The organism is Kitasatospora sp. DSM 101779 (assembly GCF_025655475.1).
In the GTDB taxonomy this organism is placed as follows: Bacteria; Actinomycetota; Actinomycetes; order Streptomycetales; family Streptomycetaceae; genus Kitasatospora.
Genome location: NZ_JAHTIK010000001.1, coordinates 1,559,887 through 1,583,132 on the forward strand (window position 1 = coordinate 1,559,887; position 23,246 = coordinate 1,583,132).

Annotated in this window: 25 protein-coding genes; 4 read left to right on the forward strand and 21 right to left on the reverse strand. The window is 72.6% G+C overall.

What is annotated here, in order from left to right; genetic code table 11:
* Position 1: 1 nt before the first annotated feature.
* The 15 genes from metK to pyrR form a co-directional block, all read right to left on the reverse strand.
* Positions 2-1,210: a methionine adenosyltransferase gene (metK, locus tag KSNIM_RS07230; protein WP_263102396.1), complete on the reverse strand. Its 1,209-nt coding sequence runs from the start codon at positions 1,208-1,210 to the stop codon at positions 2-4.
* A 147-nt stretch (positions 1,211-1,357) separates the two neighbouring features.
* A complete protein-coding gene (gene coaBC, locus KSNIM_RS07235) occupies positions 1,358-2,560 on the reverse strand; it encodes a bifunctional phosphopantothenoylcysteine decarboxylase/phosphopantothenate--cysteine ligase CoaBC (RefSeq protein WP_263102397.1) in 1,203 nt (400 codons plus the stop codon).
* A 142-nt stretch (positions 2,561-2,702) separates the two neighbouring features.
* Positions 2,703-2,969: a DNA-directed RNA polymerase subunit omega gene (gene rpoZ / locus KSNIM_RS07240; RefSeq protein WP_100887382.1), complete on the reverse strand. Its 267-nt coding sequence runs from the start codon at positions 2,967-2,969 to the stop codon at positions 2,703-2,705.
* Positions 2,970-3,039: 70 nt separating this feature from the next.
* Positions 3,040-3,597: a guanylate kinase gene (gene gmk / locus KSNIM_RS07245; protein WP_030268414.1), complete on the reverse strand. Its 558-nt coding sequence runs from the start codon at positions 3,595-3,597 to the stop codon at positions 3,040-3,042.
* Between the two features lie 49 nt (positions 3,598-3,646).
* Positions 3,647-3,973 (reverse strand): integration host factor, actinobacterial type, encoded by a 327-nt coding sequence (gene mihF, locus KSNIM_RS07250; RefSeq protein ID WP_030268416.1) that lies wholly within the window; start codon positions 3,971-3,973, stop codon positions 3,647-3,649.
* Between the two features lie 233 nt (positions 3,974-4,206).
* Positions 4,207-5,046, reverse strand: coding sequence for an orotidine-5'-phosphate decarboxylase (gene pyrF / locus KSNIM_RS07255; protein ID WP_263102398.1), 840 nt, complete (start codon positions 5,044-5,046; stop codon positions 4,207-4,209).
* Between the two features lie 97 nt (positions 5,047-5,143).
* Positions 5,144-6,097, reverse strand: a complete 954-nt coding sequence (locus KSNIM_RS07260) for a dihydroorotate dehydrogenase (RefSeq protein WP_263107859.1) — start codon at positions 6,095-6,097, stop codon at positions 5,144-5,146.
* On the reverse strand, positions 6,097-6,888 hold the full coding sequence (locus tag KSNIM_RS07265; protein ID WP_263102399.1) for a dihydroorotate dehydrogenase electron transfer subunit: 792 nt from the start codon (positions 6,886-6,888) through the stop codon (positions 6,097-6,099). The genes KSNIM_RS07260 and KSNIM_RS07265 overlap by 1 nt, the downstream gene beginning before the upstream one ends.
* 155 nt (positions 6,889-7,043) lie before the next feature.
* A complete protein-coding gene (locus tag KSNIM_RS07270) occupies positions 7,044-8,141 on the reverse strand; it encodes a quinone-dependent dihydroorotate dehydrogenase (protein WP_263102400.1) in 1,098 nt (365 codons plus the stop codon).
* A gap of 71 nt (positions 8,142-8,212) precedes the next feature.
* The gene (carB, locus tag KSNIM_RS07275; protein ID WP_263102401.1) at positions 8,213-11,521 is read right to left on the reverse strand and encodes a carbamoyl-phosphate synthase large subunit; all 3,309 of its coding nucleotides are present in this window, start codon (positions 11,519-11,521) and stop codon (positions 8,213-8,215) included.
* 3 nt (positions 11,522-11,524) lie between these two features.
* Entirely contained in the window at positions 11,525-12,700 is a 1,176-nt protein-coding gene (gene carA, locus KSNIM_RS07280; protein ID WP_263102402.1) for a glutamine-hydrolyzing carbamoyl-phosphate synthase small subunit, read from the reverse strand.
* Positions 12,697-13,257, reverse strand: a complete 561-nt coding sequence (locus KSNIM_RS07285; RefSeq protein WP_263102403.1) for a hypothetical protein — start codon at positions 13,255-13,257, stop codon at positions 12,697-12,699. The genes carA and KSNIM_RS07285 overlap by 4 nt, the downstream gene beginning before the upstream one ends.
* Entirely contained in the window at positions 13,254-14,558 is a 1,305-nt protein-coding gene (locus KSNIM_RS07290; protein ID WP_263102404.1) for a dihydroorotase, read from the reverse strand. The genes KSNIM_RS07285 and KSNIM_RS07290 overlap by 4 nt, the downstream gene beginning before the upstream one ends.
* Positions 14,555-15,532 (reverse strand): aspartate carbamoyltransferase catalytic subunit, encoded by a 978-nt coding sequence (locus tag KSNIM_RS07295; RefSeq protein WP_263102405.1) that lies wholly within the window; start codon positions 15,530-15,532, stop codon positions 14,555-14,557. The genes KSNIM_RS07290 and KSNIM_RS07295 overlap by 4 nt, the downstream gene beginning before the upstream one ends.
* Before the next feature lie 5 nt (positions 15,533-15,537).
* Positions 15,538-16,152 carry a bifunctional pyr operon transcriptional regulator/uracil phosphoribosyltransferase PyrR gene (gene pyrR / locus KSNIM_RS07300; RefSeq protein ID WP_263102406.1) on the reverse strand — a complete coding sequence of 205 codons (615 nt, stop codon included), beginning with the start codon at positions 16,150-16,152 and terminating at the stop codon, positions 15,538-15,540.
* 361 nt (positions 16,153-16,513) lie between these two features.
* Here pyrR and KSNIM_RS07305 point away from each other — a divergent pair, with 361 nt between their 5' ends.
* The gene (locus tag KSNIM_RS07305) at positions 16,514-17,017 is read left to right on the forward strand and encodes a transcriptional regulator (protein ID WP_014134541.1); all 504 of its coding nucleotides are present in this window, start codon (positions 16,514-16,516) and stop codon (positions 17,015-17,017) included.
* Between the two features lie 104 nt (positions 17,018-17,121).
* On the opposite strand, the gene KSNIM_RS07310 is transcribed toward KSNIM_RS07305, so the two are convergent.
* From KSNIM_RS07310 to KSNIM_RS07330, 5 genes are all read right to left on the reverse strand, one after another.
* On the reverse strand, positions 17,122-17,997 hold the full coding sequence (locus tag KSNIM_RS07310; protein WP_263102407.1) for a hypothetical protein: 876 nt from the start codon (positions 17,995-17,997) through the stop codon (positions 17,122-17,124).
* A gap of 224 nt (positions 17,998-18,221) precedes the next feature.
* Entirely contained in the window at positions 18,222-19,046 is an 825-nt protein-coding gene (locus KSNIM_RS07315) for a thioesterase family protein (protein ID WP_263102408.1), read from the reverse strand.
* 175 nt (positions 19,047-19,221) lie between these two features.
* Positions 19,222-19,662, reverse strand: coding sequence for a transcription antitermination factor NusB (gene nusB, locus KSNIM_RS07320; RefSeq protein ID WP_095871915.1), 441 nt, complete (start codon positions 19,660-19,662; stop codon positions 19,222-19,224).
* A gap of 2 nt (positions 19,663-19,664) precedes the next feature.
* Positions 19,665-20,228: an elongation factor P gene (efp, locus tag KSNIM_RS07325; RefSeq protein ID WP_263102409.1), complete on the reverse strand. Its 564-nt coding sequence runs from the start codon at positions 20,226-20,228 to the stop codon at positions 19,665-19,667.
* A 69-nt stretch (positions 20,229-20,297) separates the two neighbouring features.
* Complete coding sequence (locus KSNIM_RS07330; RefSeq protein ID WP_263102410.1) at positions 20,298-21,404, reverse strand: aminopeptidase P family protein; 1,107 nt, start codon at positions 21,402-21,404, stop codon at positions 20,298-20,300.
* Positions 21,405-21,660: 256 nt separating this feature from the next.
* Between KSNIM_RS07330 and rpmG the strand changes: the two genes are divergently transcribed.
* A complete protein-coding gene (gene rpmG, locus KSNIM_RS07335) occupies positions 21,661-21,825 on the forward strand; it encodes a 50S ribosomal protein L33 (protein ID WP_263102411.1) in 165 nt (54 codons plus the stop codon).
* A gap of 52 nt (positions 21,826-21,877) precedes the next feature.
* The gene (locus KSNIM_RS07340; protein ID WP_263102412.1) at positions 21,878-22,123 is read left to right on the forward strand and encodes a type B 50S ribosomal protein L31; all 246 of its coding nucleotides are present in this window, start codon (positions 21,878-21,880) and stop codon (positions 22,121-22,123) included.
* A gap of 67 nt (positions 22,124-22,190) precedes the next feature.
* Here the strand turns inward: KSNIM_RS07340 and KSNIM_RS07345 are convergent, their stop codons facing one another.
* A complete protein-coding gene (locus KSNIM_RS07345) occupies positions 22,191-22,766 on the reverse strand; it encodes an XRE family transcriptional regulator (protein WP_263102413.1) in 576 nt (191 codons plus the stop codon).
* A 95-nt stretch (positions 22,767-22,861) separates the two neighbouring features.
* Between KSNIM_RS07345 and KSNIM_RS07350 the strand changes: the two genes are divergently transcribed.
* A partial coding sequence (locus KSNIM_RS07350) for an EamA family transporter (protein ID WP_263102414.1) occupies positions 22,862-23,246 on the forward strand: 385 nt, incomplete at its 3' end.

The following is a 23,246-nucleotide window of genomic DNA, read 5'->3' on the forward strand; positions in this document are numbered from 1 at the left end:
GTCAGGCGCTGACGGCCTTCTTCAGCTCCTCGACGCGGTCGGTGCGCTCCCAGGTGAAGTCCGGCAGCTCACGGCCGAAGTGGCCGTACGCGGCGGTCTGGGCGTAGATCGGGCGCAGCAGGTCCAGGTCGCGGATGATCGCGGCCGGGCGGAGGTCGAAGACCTCGGTGACGGCCTTCTGGATGTCCAGGACGGGGACGGTCTCGGTGCCGAAGGTCTCGACGAACAGGCCGACCGGCTCGGCCTTGCCGATCGCGTACGCGACCTGCACCTCGGCGCGGCGGGCCAGGCCCGCGGCGACGATGTTCTTCGCCACCCAGCGCATCGCGTACGCGGCGGAGCGGTCGACCTTGGACGGGTCCTTGCCCGAGAAGGCGCCGCCGCCGTGGCGGGCGTAGCCGCCGTAGGTGTCGATGATGATCTTGCGGCCGGTGAGGCCGGCGTCGCCCATCGGGCCGCCGATCTCGAAGCGGCCGGTCGGGTTGACCAGCAGGCGGTAGCCCTCGGTGACCAGCTTGATGCCCTCGTCGGCGAGCGCCTTCAGCTCCGGCTCCACGACGAACTCGCGGATGTCCGGGGTGAGCAGCGACTCCAGGTCGATGTCGCTCGCGTGCTGCGAGGACACCACGACGGTGTCGAGGCGGACGGCCTTGTCGCCGTCGTACTCGATGGTGACCTGGGTCTTGCCGTCGGGACGCAGGTACGGGATGGTCCCGTTCTTGCGGACCTCGGACAGGCGGCGCGAGAGGCGGTGCGCGAGGGTGATCGGCAGCGGCATCAGCTCCGGCGTGTCGTCGCACGCGTAGCCGAACATCAGACCCTGGTCGCCGGCCCCCTGCTTGTCGAGCTCGTCGTCCTCGCCCTCGACGCGGTGCTCGTGCGCGGTGTCGACACCCTGGGCGATGTCCGGCGACTGCGAGCCGATCGAGACCGAGACGCCGCAGGAGGCGCCGTCGAAGCCCTTCTTCGAGCTGTCGTAACCGATCTCGAGGATCTTGTCGCGGACGAGCTGCGCGATCGGCACGTAGGCCTTGGTGGTGACCTCACCGGCGATGTGCACCAGGCCGGTGGTGATCAGGGTCTCCACGGCGACGCGCGAGGCCGGGTCCTCCTTGAGGAGGGCGTCCAGGATGGTGTCGCTGATCTGGTCAGCGATCTTGTCGGGGTGTCCCTCGGTGACGGACTCCGAGGTGAACAGGCGGCGAGACACAGCGCTCCCTGGGGTTGCAGCGGCTGCTGACTGAATGCCCCGGTCTTCGGAGCATCCGGAAAGACTTGATTCCTGGAGTGTAACGGGGGACCACCGTCGAGGGGGACTCCCCCGCTGTGGCAGTCGTGTGACCATCGCCCCGTCTGGTCAGCCGAGACGGGCGGCCACGGCGTCCCAGACGGCGTCGGCGAGGACCTCCTTGGGACCGTGCGGGACCGGGGTCTCGCCGCCGTCGGCGGCGAGGATGGTGGCCGCGTTGGTGTCCTGGCCGAAGGCCTTGCCGTCGCCGACCTCGTTCACCACGAGCAGGTCGCAGCCCTTGCGGGCGAGCTTGGCCCGGCCGTTGGCGAGCACGTCGTCGGTCTCGGCGGCGAAGCCGACCACCAGCTGGCCCGGTCGGGCCCGCTCGGCGGACAGCTCGGCGAGGACGTCGGGGTTGCGCACCAGCACGACCGGGGCCGGGTCGACGCCCTCCACCTTCTTGATCTTGCCGGTGGCGTACTCCGCCGGGCGGAAGTCGGCGACCGCGGCGGCCATGACCACGGCGTCGGCGTCCAGCACGGCCTTGTGCGCGGCCTCGCGCAGCTGCAGCGCGGTGGACACCCGGACGACGTCGACGCCCGCGGGGTCGGGCAGCTCCACGTTGGCGGAGAGCAGGGTGACCCGGGCGCCGCGGGCGGCGGCGGTGGCGGCCAGCGCGTAGCCCTGCTTGCCGGAGGAGCGGTTGCCGAGGAAGCGCACCGGGTCGAGCGGCTCGCGGGTGCCGCCGGCGGAGACCACCACGTGCCGGCCGGCCAGGTCCTGCTCGGCGGCGCCGCGGGCGAGCACCCGGCGGCAGGCCTCGAAGATCTCGGAGGGCTCGGGCAGCCGGCCCTTGCCGGTGTCCTTGCCGGTGAGCCGGCCGACCGCGGGCTCCAGCACGACGGTGCCGCGGCGGCGCAGCGTGGCGACGTTCTCCTGGGTGGCCGGGTGCTCCCACATCTCGGTGTGCATCGCGGGGGCCAGCACCACGGGGCAGCGGGCGGTGAGGAGCGTGTTGGTGAGCAGGTCGTCGGCCAGGCCGTGGGCGGCCTTGGCGAGCAGGTCGGCGGTGGCGGGGGCGACGACGACGAGGTCGGCGTTCTGGCCGATCCGCACGTGCGGCACCTCGTGCACGCTCTCCCAGGTCTCGGTGGCGGCCGGACGGCCGGAGAGCGCGGCCCAGGTGGCCTCGCCCACGAAGTGCAGGGCGGCCTCGGTCGGCACCACGGTGACCTGGTGGCCGGACTCGGTGAACCGTCGCAGCAGCTCGCAGGCCTTGTAGGCGGCGATGCCGCCGCTGACGCCGAGGACGACGCGCGGTGCGTTCATGGGGGTGGGTCTCCTTGTCCGGCCACGCCCGGGTGGGGCTCGCCCTCACCCTACGGCGCATCAGACGGCGGGTGCACCATGACCCGGAGCACAGCGAAGGGCCCGCCGGAACGAGTCCGACGGGCCCTGTGCAAGGGGAGGCTCAGACAGCCTCGACCGCCTCGGCGGTGAGCATGCCGGCGTTGATCTCGCGCAGCGCGATCGACAGCGGCTTCTCGTGCACGTGGGTGTCGACCAGCGGGCCGACGTACTCCAGCAGGCCCTCGCCCAGCTGCGAGTAGTACGCGTTGATCTGGCGGGCGCGCTTGGCGGCGTAGATCACGAGGCTGTACTTGGAGTCGGTCGCCTCGAGGAGCTCGTCGATCGGCGGGTTGATGATGCCCTCGGGCGCGGTCATCGAAGAGGACACGCGAAAACCTTCCGAAAGTGGATTTGTCGGTCTCACACAGTCTGACGACAGACTCGACGAGCCGATCGGGTCAGACTACACCGAGCAAGGCTAGCAGTTCGGCTGCTACCTGCTCGACGGAGGTGTTGACAAGGGTCGTGTCGAACTCGGTCTCGGCCGCCAGCTCGACCTTGGCCGCGTCGAGCCGCTGGTCGATCACGTGCTGGGGCTCGGTGCCGCGGCCGGTGAGGCGGCGGACCAGCTCGTCCCAGCTCGGCGGAGCCAGGAACACCAGCTGGGCCTCGGGCATCGACTCGCGCACCTGCCGGGCGCCCTGCAGGTCGATCTCCAGCAGGACGGGCTCGCCGCGGTCGAGCCGGTCCTGGACCGCCTGCCGGGGGGTGCCGTAGCGGTTGCCGGCGAACACGGCCCACTCCAGCAGCTCGCCGTTGGCGATCAGCTTGTCGAACTGGTCGTTGTCGACGAAGTGGTACTGGACCCCGTCCCTCTCGCCCGGCCTCGGGTGGCGGGTCGTCGCCGACACCGAGAGCCAGACCTCGGGGTGCATCTTCCTCATATGAGCGACGACCGTGCTCTTGCCGACCCCGGAGGGGCCGGAGAGCACGGTCAGCCGCGGACGCTCACTCATGCACCGATTATCCCGGATCGCGGACCGTCCGGGGACCACGGGGCCCGGCTCAGGTGGCCGCGCCGCCGAACTCCCGCTCCAGGGAGGCGATCTGGTTGGTACCGAGACCGCGGACACGCCGGCTCTCGGAGATGCCGAGGCGCTCCATGATCTGCTTGGCGCGCACCTTGCCGACGCCGGGCAGGCTCTCGAGCAGGGCGGAGACCTTCATCTTGCCGATGACCTCGTCGTCCGCCTTGCCGGCCTTGATCACGTCGTGCAGCGACGCACCGGAGTGCTTGAGCTTGTTCTTCACGTCGGCGCGCTTCCGCCGAGCTTCGGCGGCCTTGGCGAGCGCAGCGGCGCGCTGTTCGGGGGTAAGGGGCGGAAGAGCCACGCCGTTCACCTCAGGTATGGATGGAAGGGATGAGCTATGACTGGTGGTGCCCGGCCTCCGGAGCGCAGTCTCTGACCTGCGCGGCGACGGAATTCCGCCGCCCTCCGGTGACCTACCGCCGGACACTACCCAACTTAGGCCGCCACGTCAGGAAAAGAACACGAAAAGTCCTGGTCAGCCGGGGCAGACACAGGACTTTTCCGGGCAAATCAACCGCTCTCAGCGACGGTTGATCAGCCCTTTGTGACGCCGCTCACATCCTGGGCGAATCGTTCCGCCGCCTCTCGGAGTGCCGCGACCGACGGTCCGTGCTTCAGCACGTCGCGGCTGACGCTCGGCACGACGTTGCGCACCGAGTCCCCGAAGACCCGGGGCAGATCGGCCGCGGTGGCACCCTGCGCACCCACGCCGGGGGCGAGCAGCGGGCCGTTGATCGCGAGGTCCGCGCCCGCCTCGGCGAGGGTCGCGCCGACCACCGCGCCGAAGGAGCCGAGCGGCTCGGCGCCGGCGTTCTCCGCTGCGAGCCGGCGCAGCACGCCCTGCGCCACGCTCTCGCCGTCCGCGGCGACGGCCCGCTGCACCTCGGCCCCCTCGGGGTTGGAGGTCAGCGCCAGCACGAACAGGCCGCAGCCGTTGGCACGGGCCAGGTCCACCGCCGGCTGCAGCGAGCCGAAGCCCAGGTACGGGCTGACGGTGAGCGCGTCCGAGAAGAGCGGGCTGTCCGGTGCGAGGAAGGTCTCCGCGTAGGCGGCCATGGTCGAGCCGATGTCGCCGCGCTTGGCGTCCATCACCACCAGTGCGCCGGCGGCGCGGGCGTCGGCCGTGCAGCGCTCCAGCACGGCGATGCCCTTCGAACCGAAGCGCTCGAAGAAGGCGGCCTGGGGCTTGAGCACGGCGACCCGGTCGGCCAGCGCCTCGACCACGGTGCGGGAGAAGGACTCCAGACCGGCGATGTCGTCTCCGAGGCCCCAGGCGGCGAGCAGCGAGGCGTGCGGGTCGATGCCGACGCAGAGCTGGCCGCGGGTGTCGAGGGCGTGGCGCAGGCGGGCGCCGAACGGGGCGAGGGTGGTCATGGATCTCCTCCGGTCGTCGGGGTCGTAACAAGGTCGGGCGGGGCAGTGCGGGGCGTGCGGGGCAGTGCGGGGCAGTGCGGGGCTGTGCGGGTGGGGGTCAGTCGCGGCGGTGGGCCAGGCCGACGGCGTCGGTGAAGGCGGCCAGGCCGCGGGAGGCGAGTTCGGTGCGCAGTTCGTCGAGGATGCGCAGCGGGGCCGTGGGGTCGTGCAGCAGCGCGGAGCCGACCGCGATGCCGCTGGCGCCGGCCGCGGCGAAGGCCAGCGCGTCCCGGCCGTCGGTGACGCCGCCCATGCCGAGGATCGGCACGGTGGGCAGGCGTCCGGCCAGCATCGCCGCGTGCACCAGGTGCACGCAGCGCAGCGCCACCGGCCGTACGGCCGGTCCGGAGAGCCCGCCGGGCCCGGCCGCGAGCGAGGGGCGCAGGGTGTCCGGGTCGATGTCCAGGCCGGGCACGGTGTTGATCATCGAGAGGCCGTCGGCGCCGGCCCGGACGCAGGCCGCCGCGATGTCGGTGATCGACAGCACGTCGGGGGCCAGCTTCGCGTAGACCGGCAGGTCGGCGGGGGCGGCCCGGCGCACCGCGCGGACCAGGTCGTAGGAGATCGCCGGGTTCGCGGCGAAGACCAGGCCGAGGTCGGCGTGGCTGGGGCCGCCGATGTTCAGCTCCAGGCCGACCACGCCGGGCAGCCCGCCGAGGCGGGCGGCCAGGGCCGCGAACTCCTCGATCCGCTCCCCGGCGATCGACACCACCACCCGGGCGCCGCGCTCCGCCAGCCAGGGCAGCTCCCGCTCGACGAAGGCGTCGATGCCGGGGCCGGGCAGGCCGAGCGCGGTGAGCAGCCCGGCGGGGGTGGCGGCGGCCCGCGGTGTGGGGTGGCCGGCCCGTGCACGCGGCATGATCGTGCGGGTGGTGACCGAGCCCAGCGCGTCCAGCGGCACGAACTTGGCGAGTTCGCGGACGGGACCGGCGCAGCCGGCCGCGGTGGTGAGCGGGTTCGGCAGGGTCAGCGGGCCGAAGGGCGCGGTGAGGTCGACGTCCTGGGGGTCCATCACGCGCCCTCCAGATCGGCCGGCACCGCCCCGATGTCCGCCCAGCGGACCCGTGTGGCGTCGAACACCGGGCCCTCCGTGCAGACCCGGGCGAACCGGCTGACGCCGTCCGCGCCGACCACCGGGACGACGCAGGCGGCGCAGAATCCGGTGCCGCAGGGCAGGTCGGTGGCGAGCAGCGCCCAGCAGCGGATGCCGAGGTCGGCCACGGCCGCGGCGGTGAGGGCGAGGACGTCGGGCGGGCCCGCCGCGTAGACCACCGAGGCGTCGATCGCGCGGGCGGCCTGTGCGACCGGCTCGGAGACCAGGCCGGTGAGGCCGGCCGAGCCGTCCTCGGTCACCACCAGCACGTCCTGGGTGAGCGCCCGGGCCTCGTCGACGGCGTGCAGGGCGGCGGCGGTCGGTGCGCCCAGCAGGTAGCCGAGCTGGCCGCCGCGGGCCGTGAGCTGCTCGCCGAGGGCCGGGAGCGGGGCCGCGTGCTGGCCGTGGCCGACCAGCAGCGCCCGGACGGGTGCGTCGGGGACGGGGAAGGGCGTGCCGAGCGGGGCGATCAGGTCGAGCGGCCCGCTGCGGGGGCCGTCGGCGACCAGCAGCTCCAGGGTGCCGGCGGAGGCGTCGGCCCGGGCGATCGGGACGGCCTCGCGGACCACCGCGTGGTCGCCGGCCAGCGAGGCGAAGTGGCCCGGCCGGGCACGGGACGCGGCCTCGGGCACCTGCAGCACCAGGCGGTGGTACGCCCCCTCCGCCGTGCACCCGAACACCTCCGCCCGCCACCGCACCGGATGGGCCATGTCTGACACCTCTCGCTCGAATCGCCGTCCCGGCGCGGCGCACACCCGCGCCCGGGGTCCCGCGTCCACACCTGCAACTGGCCGGGAGGCTCGCAGGTCACGCCACGATCCTCCCGCCCGGCGCGGATCCCCGCGCCCCTGGGCCGCCGCCGGCGCTACGCCTTGGCGGTGCCGACGGCGTCGCCGATGGTCCGGTGGCCGCTGGCGCGCAGGCGCGCGGAGAGGCCCTTGTGGACCCGCCGCATCCAGAACGGCCCCTCGTAGACGAAGGCGCTGTAGCCCTGGACCAGGTCGGCGCCGTGGACGATCCGCTGCCAGGCGTCCTCGGCGGTCTCGATGCCGCCGACCGAGATGATCGCCAGGCGGCCCTCGGTGCGGGCGCGCAGCCGCTGCAGCACCTCCAGCGAGCGGGCCTTGAGGGGGGCGCCGGAGAGCCCGCCCATGCCGATCTCCTCGACCCGGGCGGCGTCGGTGGCGAGCCCTTCGCGGCCGATGGTGGTGTTGGTGGCGATGATGCCGTCCAGGCCGAGGGTGAGGGCCATGTCGGCGATCTCGTCGATGTCCTCGTCGGCGAGGTCGGGGGCGATCTTCACCAGCAGCGGGACGTGGTGCGGGGTGACCTCGTCGGCGGCCTTGCGGACGTCCCACAGCAGCGGGCCGAGGATCTGCACGGCCTGCAGGTTCCGCAGGCCGGGGGTGTTCGGCGAGGAGACGTTGACGACCAGGTAGTCGGCGTGCGGGGCGAGGCGCCGGGTGGACTTCAGGTAGTCCTCGGTCGCGTCGGCCTCCTCGACGACCTTGGTCTTGCCGATGTTGATGCCGACGATCGGCGTGCCGGTGGCGCGGATCCGTCCGGAGAGGCGGGCGGCGACCCGGGCGGAGCCCTGGTTGTTGAAGCCCATCCGGTTGATCAGGGCACGGTCCTCGATCAGCCGGAACAGCCGCGGGGCGGGGTTGCCGGGCTGCGGCTCGCCGGTGACGGTGCCGATCTCGACGAAGTCGAAGCCGAGCATGGACAGGCCGTCGATGCCGATGCCGTCCTTGTCGAAGCCGGCACCGAGGCCGAACGGGCCGGGCAGGTCGAGGCCGAGCGCGGTGGTGCGCAGCGCGGGGTCGCGCGGGGCGAGGACGGCCTTCACGAGCTGTCGCAGGCCCGGGACGGAGGCGGCCAGCCGGATCCAGAAGAAGGCGAGGTGGTGGGCCTTCTCCGGGTCCATCTTCTTGAAGACCAGGTCGAACAGGAGCTTGTACACAGCGCCCTTCCTGAGCGTGAGCAGGGCTGTGGGGGGCACCAAGGTCCCGGTGCCCCCCACGGTCGTCGGACTTACTTGCGGCCGGAGTTGATCAGGGCCGCGTGCTCCTGGAGCGACATGACGCCGACGTCGCCGCGGTGCAGCGCGTCGATGCCCTGGACGGCCGCGCCCATCGCCTGGACGGTGGTCAGGCAGGGGACGCCGCGCGAGACGGCGGCGGTGCGGATCTCGTAGCCGTCGAGGCGGCCGCCGGTGCCGTACGGGGTGTTGATGATCAGGTCGACCGCGCCCTCGTGGATCAGCTGGACGATGGTCTTCTCGCCGTTCGGGCCCTCGCCCTCGCTGTGCTTGCGCACCACGGTGGCGGGAATGCCGCCGCGCTGCAGCACCTCGGCGGTGCCGGTGGTGGCGAGCAGTTCGAAGCCGAGCTCGACGAGTGCGCGGGCCGGGAAGACCAGGTTGCGCTTGTCGCGGTTGGCGACCGAGACGAACACCTTGCCCTTGGTGGGCAGGGCGCCGTACGCGCCGGCCTGGGACTTGGCGTAGGCGGTGCCGAAGACCCGGTCGATGCCCATCACCTCGCCGGTCGAGCGCATCTCGGGGCCGAGCACGGTGTCGACACCGCGGCCGGCCACGTCGCGGAAGCGCGACCAGGGCAGCACGGCCTCCTTGACGGAGATCGGGCAGTCGGCGGGCAGGGTGCCGCCGTCGCCCTCGGCCGGCAGCAGGCCCTCCTGGCGGAGCTCGGCGATGGTGGCGCCGAGCGAGATCCGGGCGGCGGCCTTGGCCAGCGGCACGGCGGTCGCCTTGGAGGTGAACGGCACGGTGCGGGAGGCGCGCGGGTTGGCCTCCAGCACGTAGAGGATGTCGCCGGCCAGCGCGAACTGGATGTTGATCAGGCCGCGGACGCCGACGCCGCTGGCGATCGCCTCGGTGGAGGTGCGCAGCCGCTTGATGTCGTAGCCGCCGAGGGTGATCGGGGGCAGCGCACAGGCGGAGTCGCCGGAGTGGATGCCGGCCTCCTCGATGTGCTCCATGACGCCGCCGAGGTAGAGCTCGGTGCCGTCGTAGAGGGCGTCGACGTCGATCTCCACCGCGTCGTCGAGGAAGCGGTCGATGAGCACCGGGTGATCGGAGATCAGGCCGGCGTGGCGCTCCAGGTAGGACGCGAGCGAGGCCTCGTCGTAGACGATCTCCATGCCGCGGCCGCCGAGCACGTAGGACGGGCGGGCGAGCACGGGGTAGCCGATCTCGTCGGCGATGGCCTTGGCCTCGTCGAAGGAGAAGGCGGTGCCGTGCTTGGGGGCGGGCAGGCCGGCGTCGCGCAGCACGCGGCCGAAGGCGCCGCGCTCCTCGGCGAGGTCGATCGCCTCGGGCTGGGTGCCGACGATCGGCACGCCGTTGTCCTTGAGCGCCTGGGCGAGGCCGAGCGGGGTCTGGCCGCCGAGCTGCACGATGACGCCGGCGAGCGGGCCGGCCTGCTGCTCGGCGTGGACGATCTCCAGGACGTCCTCCAGGGTGAGCGGCTCGAAGTAGAGCCGGTCGGAGGTGTCGTAGTCGGTGGAGACGGTCTCCGGGTTGCAGTTGACCATCACGGTCTCGTACCCGGCCTCCGCGAGCGCGAAGGAGGCGTGCACGCAGGAGTAGTCGAACTCGATGCCCTGACCGATGCGGTTGGGGCCGGAGCCGAGGATGATCACGGCGGGCTTGGTGCGCGGCGCGACCTCGGTCTCCTCGTCGTAGGACGAGTAGAAGTACGGGGTCCTGGCGGCGAACTCGGCGGCGCAGGTGTCGACGGTCTTGAAGACCGGGCGGATGCCGAGGGCGTGCCGGACCTCGCGGACGACGTCCGGGCGCAGGCCGCGGATCTCGCCGATCTGCTGGTCGGAGAAGCCGTGCCGCTTGGCGTGGCGGAGCAGCTCGGGGGTGAGCTTCTCGGCCTCGGCGAGCTCGCCGGCGATCTCGTCGAGCAGGAAGAGCTGGTCGACGAACCACGGGTCGATCTTCGTGGACTCGAACACCTCCTCCGGGGTGGCGCCGGCCCGGATCGCCTCCATGACGGTGTTGATCCGGCCGTCGGTGGGGACGACCGCCTTGGCGAGCAGCTCCGCCTTGTCACCGGTGGGGCCCGTCCAGGTGAACTGGCTGCCCTTCTTCTCCAGCGAGCGGAGCGCCTTGTTGAGGGCCTCGGGGAAGTTGCGGCCCATCGCCATGGCCTCGCCGACCGACTTCATGGTGGTGGTGAGGGTGGCGTCCGCGGACGGGAACTTCTCGAAGGCGAAGCGCGGGACCTTGACCACGACGTAGTCGAGGGTCGGCTCGAAGGAGGCCGGGGTCTGCTCGGTGATGTCGTTGGGGATCTCGTCCAGGGTGTAGCCGACGGCCAGCTTGGCGGCGATCTTGGCGATCGGGAAGCCGGTGGCCTTGGAGGCGAGCGCCGAGGAGCGGGAGACGCGCGGGTTCATCTCGATGACGATGACCCGGCCGTCCTCGGGGTTGACCGCGAACTGGATGTTGCAGCCGCCGGTGTCGACGCCGACCTCGCGGATGACGGCGATGCCGATGTCGCGGAGGATCTGGTACTCGCGGTCGGTGAGGGTCATCGCCGGGGCGACGGTGATGGAGTCGCCGGTGTGGACGCCCATCGGGTCGAAGTTCTCGATGGAGCAGACGACCACGACGTTGTCGTGCTTGTCGCGCATCAGCTCCAGCTCGTACTCCTTCCAGCCGAGGATGGACTCCTCCAGGAGCACCTCGGTGGTCGGCGAGAGGGCCAGGCCCTGGCCGGCGATGCGGCGCAGGTCCTCCTCGTCGTGGGCGAAGCCGGAGCCGGCGCCGCCCATGGTGAAGGACGGGCGGACGACGACGGGGTAGCCGCCGAGGGTCTCGACGCCCTTGAGGACGTCGTCCATCGAGTGGCAGATCACCGAGCGGGCGGACTCGCCGTGGCCGATCTTGGCGTTGACGGCCTCGACGACGCCCTTGAAGAGGTCGCGGTCCTCGCCCTTGTTGATCGCCTCGACGTCGGCGCCGATCAGCTCGACGTTGTACTTCTCGAGGGTGCCGGCCTTGTGCAGGGAGATCGCGGTGTTGAGCGCGGTCTGGCCGCCCAGGGTGGGCAGCAGCGCGTCGGGGCGCTCCTTGGCGATGATCTTCTCGACGAACTCGGGGGTGATCGGCTCGACGTAGGTGGCGTCGGCGATCTCCGGGTCGGTCATGATCGTGGCCGGGTTGGAGTTCACCAGGACGACGCGCAGGCCCTCGGACTTGAGAACCCGGCAGGCCTGGGTGCCGGAGTAGTCGAACTCCGCCGCCTGGCCGATGACGATCGGGCCGGAGCCGATCACCAGGACGGACTTGATGTCGGTGCGCTTCGGCACGGGTCAGCTCCCAGCGGTGGTACGGGCCGGGGCGCCGGCCATCAGGTGGACGAAGCGGTCGAAGAGGTACGCGGCGTCGTGCGGGCCGGCCGCCGCCTCCGGGTGGTACTGCACCGAGAAGGCGGGCGTGTCCAGGCACTGCAGGCCCTCGACCACGTCGTCGTTCAGGCAGACGTGGGAGACCTCGACGCGGCCGAACGGGGTGTCGCTGACCTTGTCCAGCGGCGCGTTCACGGCGAAGCCGTGGTTGTGCGCGGTGACCTCGACCTTGCCGGTGGTGCGGTCCTGCACCGGCTGGTTGATGCCGCGGTGGCCGTACTTGAGCTTGTAGGTGCCGAAGCCCAGGGCGCGGCCGAGGATCTGGTTGCCGAAGCAGATGCCGAAGAACGGGGTCTTCCGCGCGAGCACGCCGCGCGCCACCTCGACCTGGTGGTCGGCGGTGGCCGGGTCGCCCGGGCCGTTGGAGAAGAAGACGCCGTCGGGGTTCACCGCGTAGACGTCGTCGAGGGTGGCGCCCGCGGGCAGCACGTGCACCTCGATACCGCGCTCGGCCATCCGCTGCGGGGTCATCGCCTTGATGCCGAGGTCGAGGGCGGCGACGGTGAACTTCTTCTCGCCGATCGCCGGGACGACGTAGGGCTCGGTGGTGGCGACCTCGGCGCACAGGTCGGCGCCCTTCATCTCGGGCGCCTGCAGCACCCGGCCGAGCAGGGTCTGCTCGTCGGCCAGGGCCTCGCCGGAGAAGATGCCGACGCGCATCGCGCCGCGCTCGCGCAGGTGGCGGGTGAGCGCCCGGGTGTCGATGCCGCTGATGCCGACGACGCCCTGGTTCGCGAGCTCCTCGTCCAGCGAGCGGCGGGAGCGCCAGTTGGAGGCGACCCGGGCGGGGTCGCGGACGACGTACCCGGCGACCCAGATCTGCTTGGACTCGTCGTCCTCGTCGTTCCAGCCGGTGTTGCCGATCTGCGGGGCGGTCATCACGACCACCTGGCGGTGGTACGACGGGTCGGTCAGCGTCTCCTGGTAGCCGGACATGCCGGTGTTGAAGACCGCCTCGCCGAAGGTCTCGCCGACGGCGCCGTACGCCTGGCCGCGGAACGTCCGGCCGTCCTCCAGGATGAGCACGGCGGGCACTCGCTCCCGCCTGGTGCGAGGCGTGGTGGGGGCAGGTGCGGTCATGGGGCGGCCTCTTCCGTCTTCTTCGTCTTCGTTCGTTCGGTCAGAGCGTCGACCGCCTCGACCCAGGCGGTGTGCTCGTCGGGGTGGTCGGCCCGGAAGCCCGAGTCCAGGGCGGTGCCCCGGTGGTTCCAGGTGACGACCAGCAGCCCGGCGGGGACGACCTTCCCCGCGATGCCCGAGTCACGCCGGGCGCCGGTCAGCGCCGCGGCGGGGATCCACAGGTCCTCGTCACCGGGACGGCGGACCAGGAGCCCCTGCTCGGTCAGGGTCAGCTCGGCCAGGCTGCGGGTGCCGAGGCCGTGCGCGACGACCCGGTCCAGCCAGTTCCCGGCCGTGGTGGAGCCGTGGTAGCGGCCCTTCGCCTGCAGCAGCGGCGCCCCGGGGTCGGCGGGTGCGGCGGGCAGCGGCGGCAGCTCGGACTGCAGTGTCCGGCGCCAGTTCCAGCCCTGCCGCATCAGCCAGTAGACCAGGGCGATCAGGATCAGCAGGCCGACCGTCCAGCCGATGTAGCCGGGCCAGTTGGTGACCCTGGCCTGTTCGGCGGCGAGCCCGGTCACGCCAGCCCGTCCCGGTCGGCCAGCTCGCCGGCCAGCACGGTCGCGCGGCCGCGCAGGAAGGTCGCGTGCACGCGTCCGGGCAGGTCCAGGCCGCGGTAAGGGGTGTTTCGGCTGCGGGTGGCGAAGCTCTCGGGATCCACGGCACCACGGTACGCGGGATCGAAGAGCACCAGGTTCGCCGGCTCACCCACCGAGATCGGCCGGCCCTGCCCGGTGAGACGGCCGATCCGCGCCGGCCGGTACGACATCCGGTCGGCGACGGCCTCCCAGTTCAGCAGGCCGGTGTCCACCATCGTCTGCTGGACGACCGAGAGCGCCGTCTCCAGGCCGACCATGCCCATCGCGGCGACCGCCCACTCGCAGTCCTTGTCCTCCGCGGGGTGCGGGGCGTGGTCGGTGGCGACCGCGTCGATGGTGCCGTCGGCGAGCGCGGCGCGCAGCGCCTCGACGTCGGCGGCGGTGCGCAGCGGCGGGTTGACCTTGTAGACCGGGTCGTAGCTGCGCACCAGCTCGTCGGTGAGCAGCAGGTGGTGCGGGGTGACCTCGGCGGTGACGTTCCAGCCCTTGGCCTTGGCCCAGCGGATGATCTCGACCGAGCCGGCGGTGGAGACGTGGCAGACGTGCAGGCGGGAGCCGACGTGCGCGGCGAGCAGCACGTCGCGGGCGATGATCGACTCCTCGGCGACGGCCGGCCAGCCGCCGAGCCCGAGCTCGCCGGAGACCTGGCCCTCGTTCATCTGGGCGCCCTCGGTGAGGCGGGGCTCCTGGGCGTGCTGGGCGACGACGCCGTCGAAGGCCTTCACGTACTCCAGGGCGCGGCGCATGATGACGGCGTCGTCGACGCACTTGCCGTCGTCGGAGAAGACCCTTACGCCCGCGGCGGAGTCGTGCATGGCGCCGAGCTCGGCGAGCTTCTTGCCCTCCAGGCCGACGGTGACGGCGCCGACCGGCTGCACGTCGCAGTAGCCGGACTCCTGGCCGAGCCGCCAGACCTGCTCGACGACGCCGGCGGTGTCGGCGACGGGGAAGGTGTTGGCCATCGCGTGGACGGCGGTGTAGCCGCCCTTGGCGGCGGCCTGGGTGCCGGTGAGGACGGTCTCGGCGTCCTCGCGGCCGGGCTCCCGCAGATGGGTGTGCAGGTCGACCAGGCCGGGCAGGGCGATCAGGCCGTGGGCGTCGATGTCGACGTCCGCCTCGACGGTCAGGCCCTCGCCGATCTCCCGGACGACGCCGTCGGCGATGTGGATGTCCTTGGGGGCGCCGCCGAGGATCTGGGCGTTGCGGATCAGGTAGCTGGTCACTGGGCGGTCTCCGAGGAGTCGGTGCGGGGGCTGTCGGCGAGGGTCGCGCCGCCGAGCAGCAGGTAGAGGACGGCCATCCGGATGGAGACGCCGTTGGCGACCTGCTCGACCACGGTGCAGCGCGGCGAGTCGGCGACCTCGGCGGTGATCTCCATGCCGCGGACCATCGGGCCGGGGTGCATCACGATGGCGTGCTCGGGGAGCTGCGCCATGCGGATGCCGTCCATGCCGTAGCGGCGGGAGTACTCGCGCTCGGTGGGGAAGAAGGCGGCGTTCATCCGCTCGCGCTGGACGCGGAGCATCATCAGCGCGTCGGTCTTCGGCAGCACCGCGTCCAGGTCGTAGCTGACCTGGCAGGGCCAGTTCTCGATGCCGATCGGCAGCAGGGTGGGCGGGGCGACGAAGGTGACCTCGGCGCCGAGCGTGGTCAGCAGGTGCACGTTGGAGCGGGCGACCCGGCTGTGCAGCACGTCGCCGACGATGGTCACCCGGCGGCCGGCGAGGTCGCGGCCGGGGCCCGGGTTGAGGTGTCGGCGCATGGTGAAGGCGTCGAGCAGGGCCTGGGTGGGGTGCTCGTGGGTGCCGTCGCCGGCGTTGATCACGCTGCCGTGCAGCCACTCGGACTGGGCGAGCCGGGCCGGTGCGCCGGAGGCGTGGTGCCGGATGACGACCGCGTCGGCCCCCATGGCCTGCAGGGTGAGCGCGGTGTCCTTGAGGCTCTCGCCCTTGGAGACCGAGGAGCCCTTGGCGGAGAAGTTGATGACGTCCGCGGAGAGCCGCTTCTCGGCGACCTCGAAGGACGTCTTGGTGCGGGTCGAGTCCTCGAAGAAGAGGTTGACCACGGTGCGGCCGCGCAGGGTCGGCAGCTTCTTGACGGCGCGTCCGGAGAGCTGGGCGAGCTCCTCGGCGGTGTCCAGGATGAGCAGGGCGTCGTCGCGGGCGAGGTCGGCGGTGGAGACGAGGTGGCGCTTCACGCGGGTCACTCCGGAAGGTGCGGGGAGGCGGCGAGCGCCTGGGTGGAACGGGCCGTGTAGTCGCGGTCGCCGACGAGGACGGCGTCCCGGCCGTCGCTGTCGGCGAGCTGCACCTGGACGGCCTCGCGCAGCGAGGTGGGCAGGTTCTTGCCCACGTAGTCGGCGCGGATGGGCAGCTCGCGGTGGCCGCGGTCGACCAGGACGGCGAGCTGGACGGCGCGCGGGCGGCCGATGTCGCTGAGCGCGTCGAGCGCGGCGCGGATGGTGCGGCCCGAGAAGAGCACGTCGTCGACGAGGACGACCAGCTTGCCGTCGATGCCGGAGGCCGGGATCTCGGTGTGCTCCAGGGCGCGGGCCGGCTTCAGCCGCAGGTCGTCCCGGTACATCGTGATGTCCAGGGTGCCGAGCGGGATGTCGCGGCCGGTGATCTGCGTCAGCCGGGCGTGCAGCCGGCGGGCGAGGTGGACACCGCGGGTGTGGATGCCGAGCAGGACGACGTCCTCGGCACCCTTGGCGCGCTCCACGATCTCGTGGGCGATCCGGGTGACGACCCGGGCGATGTCGGTGGCGTCCAGCACCTGGTGGGGCGGACGCGGCGCAGTGGTTCCGTCTGTGGTCATGCCGAAGCGGACCTCCTTCCCCGCCTCACGGGACGGGTCTTAAAGGATGTCTGGGATTGGCGCCCGGCGCACCGGGGCCGCGCCCATGCTACCAGTGCGGCCCCCATGCCCCGGGAGGGCGCCGTTCCGCTTGGTGTCCTCGCAGGTCAACCCGTATTCCGGGGCCCGAACGGCGGCCCAGCGCCGCACTATTCGCACGACTGCCCCATTCGGCTTGACGCGACTACCTCACTCTACGTAACCTCACAGTGAGTTACGGGACCGGCGCCGTACCCACCGGTTCGGACGAACGGTCCGCGGTCACCACCCGCGCTCTCGTGGCTCTTCACTGCACGCGAAGCAATATTGTCCGGGGAGATCAATGTCCAGCGACTACGCGAAGCAACTCGGGGCGAAGCTCCGGGCCATCCGCACTCAGCAGGGTCTCTCCCTGCACGGCGTCGAGGAGAAGTCCCAGGGTCGCTGGAAGGCCGTCGTCGTCGGCTCCTACGAGCGCGGCGACCGCGCCGTCACGGTGCAGCGCCTCGCCGAGCTGGCGGAGTTCTACGGCGTGCCGGTGCAGGAGCTGCTGCCGGGCGGCACCCCGGGCGGTGCGGCCGAGCCGCCGCCGCGCCTGGTCCTCGACCTGGAGAGACTGACCCAGGTCCCGTCCGAGAAGGCCGGCCCGCTGCAGCGCTACGCGGCCACCATCCAGAGCCAGCGCGGCGACTACAACGGCAAGGTGCTCTCGATCCGCCAGGACGACCTGCGCACCCTGGCCGTGATCTACGACCAGTCGCCGTCCATCCTCACCGAGCAGCTGATCAGCTGGGGCGTGCTGAACCCGGACGCGCGCCGCGCCGTCCGCGAGGAAGACGCGGGCTGACACCTTCTCCCCCATTGCAGAAACGTCACGGCGGGGCGTGCGGCGACTGCCGCACGCCCCGCCGTGGTCCGTTCCCGGGCCCGCGCACCGGCGCCCGGCCCCGGTCAGCACACCGTGCCCAGGCTGAACCCGGGCTGCGCCCGCACGTCGTCCAGCTCGACCGCCGCGGGCGCATAGCCGCCACCCTCGCTCTGCCAGGCCCAGGCGACCTGCCGGTACTCGCCGCAGGCGCCGGCCGCCCCCTGCGAGCCGTGCAGCAGCGCCGCCCCCGGCAGCTCCCGGTAGAGGCCCGCACAGAGCACCGCGCAGACCAGGTCGAGGTCCTCGTCGTTGATCCGCACCACCCCGTCCTCCCAGTGCAGGATCCGGGCCTCCGCCTCCAGCCTGCCGCCCGGCGCCTCCACCGCGCACAGGAAGCGGTACGCGCCGAACCCGGCGCCGACCAGCATCCGGCGGAACAGCTCGGCACCCCGCTGGTGCGCCTGCCGCACCAGCGCCCCCGCCTCGGGGTCGGCCTCCCCGCCGTCCCCGCGGTCCAGCAGCAGTTCGATGTGGCGCAGCGTCAGGCCGTTGTCCCGCGCCCGGACCAGCCGCGGCACGAAGTCGCCGCCGAGCTCCTCCCCCTGGTACGGCAGCAGCTGGGTCTGCAGCGGCGGGTTGACCAGGTACCGGTCCCGGGAGGCCGGCGTCGCCGGGTCGAGCCGGTGCAGCAGACAGAAGTCCGCGAAGTCGTCGACGTGGAACATCCGGGCCTGCACGGTGCCGTACGTCCGGCGGGCCTCGGCCAGCAGCACGGCGGTGTCCAGCAGGTAGCTGTCGAAGTCCGCGGCGTCGGTGAGGCGCCAGGCGCGGGCCCGCTCGAAGTCCTCGGCGCTGGTGAGGATGCCCGTCACGAAGGCCTCCTCGCCGTGCGGCCGGCCTGCGGCGGAGGCGTTGGCGGTGCAGCGGGAGGGCCGGGGGGCGCGGGGGTTGCGGGACATCGTCGACTCCTGCGGGGCGGTGCGGTCGGTCGCCCCTGTTCCTCCCCATCCCCGCGGGCCGCACACGCACCGGTTGTCACAGCCCTGTAACTGAACGCGACGAATCCTCGGCGGGCACAACCAGCGGCGCGGGGTCCTGCGCAGTGCGGGGGCGGTCGGATCAACAGGTCGGGGCCCCCGCCCCCATGTGGCTGCCCACTCCCGCGCCTCTGGGTGATCGTCCGTCAGGACCGGGGTGCGCGGGCGAGTTGGCGGGACTGGGCGACCAGGCGGCCGGTCTCGTCCCAGACCTCGCAGTCCTCCTCGAAGTAGCCGCCTGCCAGGTTCCGGGTGGCGTGCGCGACGCGGAGCCAGCCGGGTGCCGGCTTCGCCCGGAGGTGGACGGTGAGTTCGACCGTCGGCGCCCAGCCGGGCCGGCCGAGGTCGAAGGTGACGGGCGGCAGGGAGTCGGCGACGAGCAGGAGGAGCAGCGGGTCGGGCTGCCGTCCGTCGGCGAGCCGGAACCAGCCCTGGATGCGGCCGTTGCCGGAGGGCTGCCCGAGGGCCCAGCCGACGGTGGCCGGGTCGAGCCGCAGGTCGAACCGCTCCAGCAGTGCGGCCTGTTCGATGAGCTGCGGCGGCGCGTGCTCGACGCCGATGCACTCGTCCGGCAGCGGCATCACGGGCGGCGTGGCACTGGTGCCGACCTCGCCGTCGAGGGTGTCGAGGTCGCCGAAGGTGGCGAGCACGCGGAGCCGTTCCTCTCCGTCCTGGACGAGCGAGGCGGTGCCGGTGGTGAGGGTGCGGCCGCGGCGGACGGTCTCGGTGCGGACGGTGGCGGGGCCGGGGCGGGAGGCGGAGAGGTAGTGGCCGGTGATGGAGAACGGGTCGCGGTGGTCGCCGTTGGCCAGGGAGAGGGCGTGTCCGGCGACGGCGAGCAGGAGGCCGCCGTTGACGCCGCCGCCGATCTGCCAGCCGGCGCCGAGCTCGGCGTCGTAGCGGCCGGGCTCGGCGGGGTGCGGGGTGAGCGCGATGCCCTGGTCGAACTCGCTGCGCGTAGCGGTGGTCATCGGTGGTACGCCCTTCACATCGGCCATTACTCACCAGTAGCCTACGCCTCCCCCGGGAACGGGCGCAGGCCCCCGCTCGTGCGGCGGCCCCGGAACGCGCGAAGGCCGCCGGACCTGTCGGTCCGGCGGCCTTTCGGGCCGTCCGTGCGGGCGCGCCGCCCGATCGCGACGGATCTCAGTCGCGGCGGATCTGCGGCTTGAGGTCCATGAAGCGGGCGAGCAGGCCGTTGACGAACGCCGGGGACTCGTCGGTGGAGTACTCCTTGGCGATCTCGACGGCCTCGTCCAGGACGACGGCGTCCGGGACGCCGTCCTCCCAGATCAGCTCGTACGCGCCGATCCGCAGGACGTTGCGGTCCGCGATCGGCATCCGGTCGAGCGTCCAGCCGACCGCGTAGGTCGAGATCAGCTCGTCGATCCGCCGGGCGTGGTCGCTGTACCCCTCGATCAGCTGCATGGTGTACTCGCCGACCTGCGGGGTGGTCTCACCCGGCTTGGCCTCCCGTGCCCGGCCCACCCACTCGGCGAGCACGCGCTCGGGCGCGACCCCCCGGTGGTCGGCCTCGAACAGGATCTGGAAGGCCCGGGTGCGGGCCTTGGTGCGCGCGTTGGACACGATTACTTGACCCGGCCGAGGTAGCTGCCGTCGCGGGTGTCGACCTTGACCTTCTCACCGGTGGTGATGAAGAGCGGGACCTGGATCTCGGCGTCGGTCTCCAGGATGGCCGGCTTGGTGCCGCCGGTGGAGCGGTCGCCCTGGACGCCCGGCTCGGTCTCCTTGATGGTGAGCTCGACGGCGGCCGGGAGCTCGATGTACAGCGGGACGCCCTCGTTCTGCGCGACCAGGGCCTCGAAGCCCTCGAGCAGGTACTTGGCGGCGTCGCCGACGGTGGCGGCGTCGACCGGCACCTGGTCGTAGGTGTCCATGTCCATGAAGATGAACTGCTCACCGTCACGGTACGAGTACTGCATGGTGCGCTTGTCGACGTTGGCGGTCTCGACCTTGATGCCCGCGTTGAAGGTCTTCTCGACGACCTTGCCGGTCAGGACCTCCTTGAGCTTGGTGCGCACGAAGGCGGGGCCCTTGCCGGGCTTCACGTGCTGGAACTCGACGACGGACCAGAGCTTGCCGCCCTCCAGCTTGAGGACCATGCCGTTCTTGAGATCGTTCGTAGAAGCCACGAGCGCACTAACTCCTGATATAGCTGTCAAGGAACCAAGGGCTGCGCCTCCTGCCGCCCGCTCCGCGGGCTACAGGGCGAGGAGCTCCTTGGTGGTGATGGTGAGCAGCTCGGGCCCGCCCTCCTCGAGGGGGCGCACGACGAGCGTGTCCTCGATCCGGACCCCGCCCCGCCCCGGGAGGTGCACCCCCGGGCCGACGGTGACCGGCACGCGATTGTCCAGTTTACCCATGTCGGCGGGTCCCAGGCGCGGCGCCTCCCGGATCTCCAGGCCGATGCCGTGTCCGACCGGGTGCGCCGGGCTGTCGGTGTGGCCCGCGGCCTGCAGCACCTCGCGGGCGGCCAGATCGGGTACGGACTCGGAGACACCCGGGCCGAGCGCCTCGCGACCGGCCCGCTGGGCGCGGAAGACCAGCCGGTGCAGTTCGACCTGCCAGGGCGCCGGCGCGGCGCCGATGACGAAGGTCCGCGCGGTGGAGACGCCGTACCCGCGGTAGCAGGCGCCCAGCACGACGGTGAGGAAGTCGCCCTCCTCGACCCGGCGGTCGGTGGGCTGGTGGGTCTCCAGGCCGGAGTGGCTGCCGGTGCCGACGGAGACCGGGAAGGCGGCCCGGTCAGCGCCGTGGTCGATCATCCGGCGCTCCAGCTCCATCGCCAGGTGGCGCTCCGTGCGGCCGACCAGGATCGACTCCAGCAGCTCGCTGAGCGCCTGGTCGGCGATCTCGGCGGCGATCCGCAGGTCGGCGATCTCGTGTTCGTCCTTGACGACGCGCATCCCTTCCACCGCGGTGCCGAGGTCGGCGAGACGGACGCCCTCGGCGACGCCGGCGACCGCGCGGTGGCGGCGGACGGTGAGGTCGTGCTCCTCGACGGCGAGGTCGAGGACCTTCAGCCGGCCGGCGGCCTCGGCGGCGGCCAGCGCGGTGTCGGTGTCGGCGGGCACCAGCAGCTGGCCGACGTCCGGCCCGAGCAGGTGCTCGCCGCCCTCCTCGGGCGGCAGGTCGTCGGGCAGCGCCAGCAGGGTCCGCTCGCGGGTGAGCAGCAGGCTCGCGCCGCACGGCGGGCAGCCGGTGAGGTAGCGGACGTTGGAGGCGCGGGTGACGAGGGCCGCGTCGACCCCCGACGCACTGCAGTGCTCCCTGAGGCGCTCCCGCCGCGCCGCGTACGCATCGGACATGCCACGAGCCTACGAACTGCGGACGGCCCGCGCCCGTCGAGCCGGGCGAGCCGTGCGGCACGGCCCGGAAAGGGGTGGTGCGTCCCGCCGCAGGGCGCGCGCGGCGGGCCGCGGCCCGCCGGCGGAAAGGAGGACGGAAAGGGGACGAACGAGGCGGGAATGGAACGGCCCGGGCTCGCGTTGGAGCCATACGAAAACGACTTCCGTTTCGGACAAGTGCTCCGGGGCCGAGGTCAGAGCCACCGAGGAGGAGCAGATGGCCCGCAGCGAACTGCGCCCGGTCGTCCGGCTGAGGTCGACCGCCGGCACCGGATTCACCTACGTGACGCGCAAGAGCCGCCGCAACGACCCGGACCGCCTGGTGCTGCGCAAGTACGACCCGCTCGCCCACCGGCACGTGGCCTTCCGCGAGGAGCGCTGAGCAGCCCCGCAGGCCCCACCGATCCACGACCGATCCCCGAAGGAGCAGCCCCATGAAGAACGGCATCCACCCCGCCTACCGTCCGGTCGTCTTCCGCGACAAGGCAGCCGGCCTTTCCTTCCTGACCCGCTCGACGCTGACGTCCGCGTCCACGGTGGTCTGGGAGGACGGCACCGTCCGTCCGGTGGTCGACGTGGAGACCTCGTCGGCGAGCCACCCCGTCTGGACCGGGCGCGCCCGGGTACTGGACCAGGCCGGCCGGATCGAGCAGTACCGGCGGCGGTACGGCCGCGACTGACCGTCACGCGCGGCGCCCCACTCCCCCGGCGGGGAGGGGGGCGCCGCTTCGTGCTGTCCGGCGACGGTCAGCGCGGGGGCGGCGGCACCGAGACCACCAGGGTGAGCCGGACGGGCACCTCGCCGTCGTTGCGGTAGCCGTGCGCGGCGGACGCCTCGTAGGAGGCGGTGGAGCCGGCCGGCACCAGGTGGTCGCGGCCGTCCAGACTGAGGGTCAGTTCGCCCTCCTCGACCCGGGCGATCTCGACCGTGCCGACGGGGTGCGGGTCGGAGGCGTGCCCCTCGCCCGGCAGGATCAGCCACTGCCAGAGCTCCAGCGGGCCGGGCGCCTCGATGCCGTTGAGCAGCACCCCGGTGCCGCCCTCGGCACCCGTCCAGAGCTGGACGGCCTCCGCGTCGGGGACGATCCGCACGGTGGAGGTCTCGTCGTAGTCGAGCAGCCGGGCGATGGAGGCGCCGAGGGCGTCGGCCAGCCGGACAACGGTGCCCACGCTCGGGTTGGTCCGCCCCTGCTCGATCTGCACGATCATGCCGCGGCTCACCCCGGAGCGGGCCGCGAGGGCGTCGAGGGTGTGCCCGCGGTCGGCGCGCAGCCGCTTGAGGTTGCGGGCCAGGGCCTGGGTGATCAGATCGGGGTCGGGCATGTCAGTCCAATGAATTGATTCGTCTGGTTCACTCTGTTGACCTAAGCTGCCGGGGCACCGCGCGTCCACTCGACCGTACTCCGGAGTCCACTGTGCTGTCCCAGCTCCTCGCACTCGCCGCCAGCCTGCTGTGGGGCATGGCCGACTACGGCGGCGGCTCGCTGACCCGCCGGCTGCCCGCGCCGACCGTGGTGGTCGCCTCGCAGGCCGCCGCGGCCGTGCTGCTCGCCGTGGCCGTCCTCGCCACCGGCGGCCCGGGCGCGGCCCCCGCCGGCCTCTGGTACGCGGTCGCGGCGGGCGTGATCGGGCCGTTCGCCCTGCTCGCCTTCTACCGCGCCCTGGCGCTCGGGCCGATGGGCGTGGTCTCGCCGCTCGCCACCGTCGGCGTCGCCGTACCGGTCGGGCTCGGGCTGCTGCTCGGGGAGCGCCCGGCGCCGGCGCAGGCCGCCGGGATCGCGGTCGCCGTGCTCGGTGTCGCCC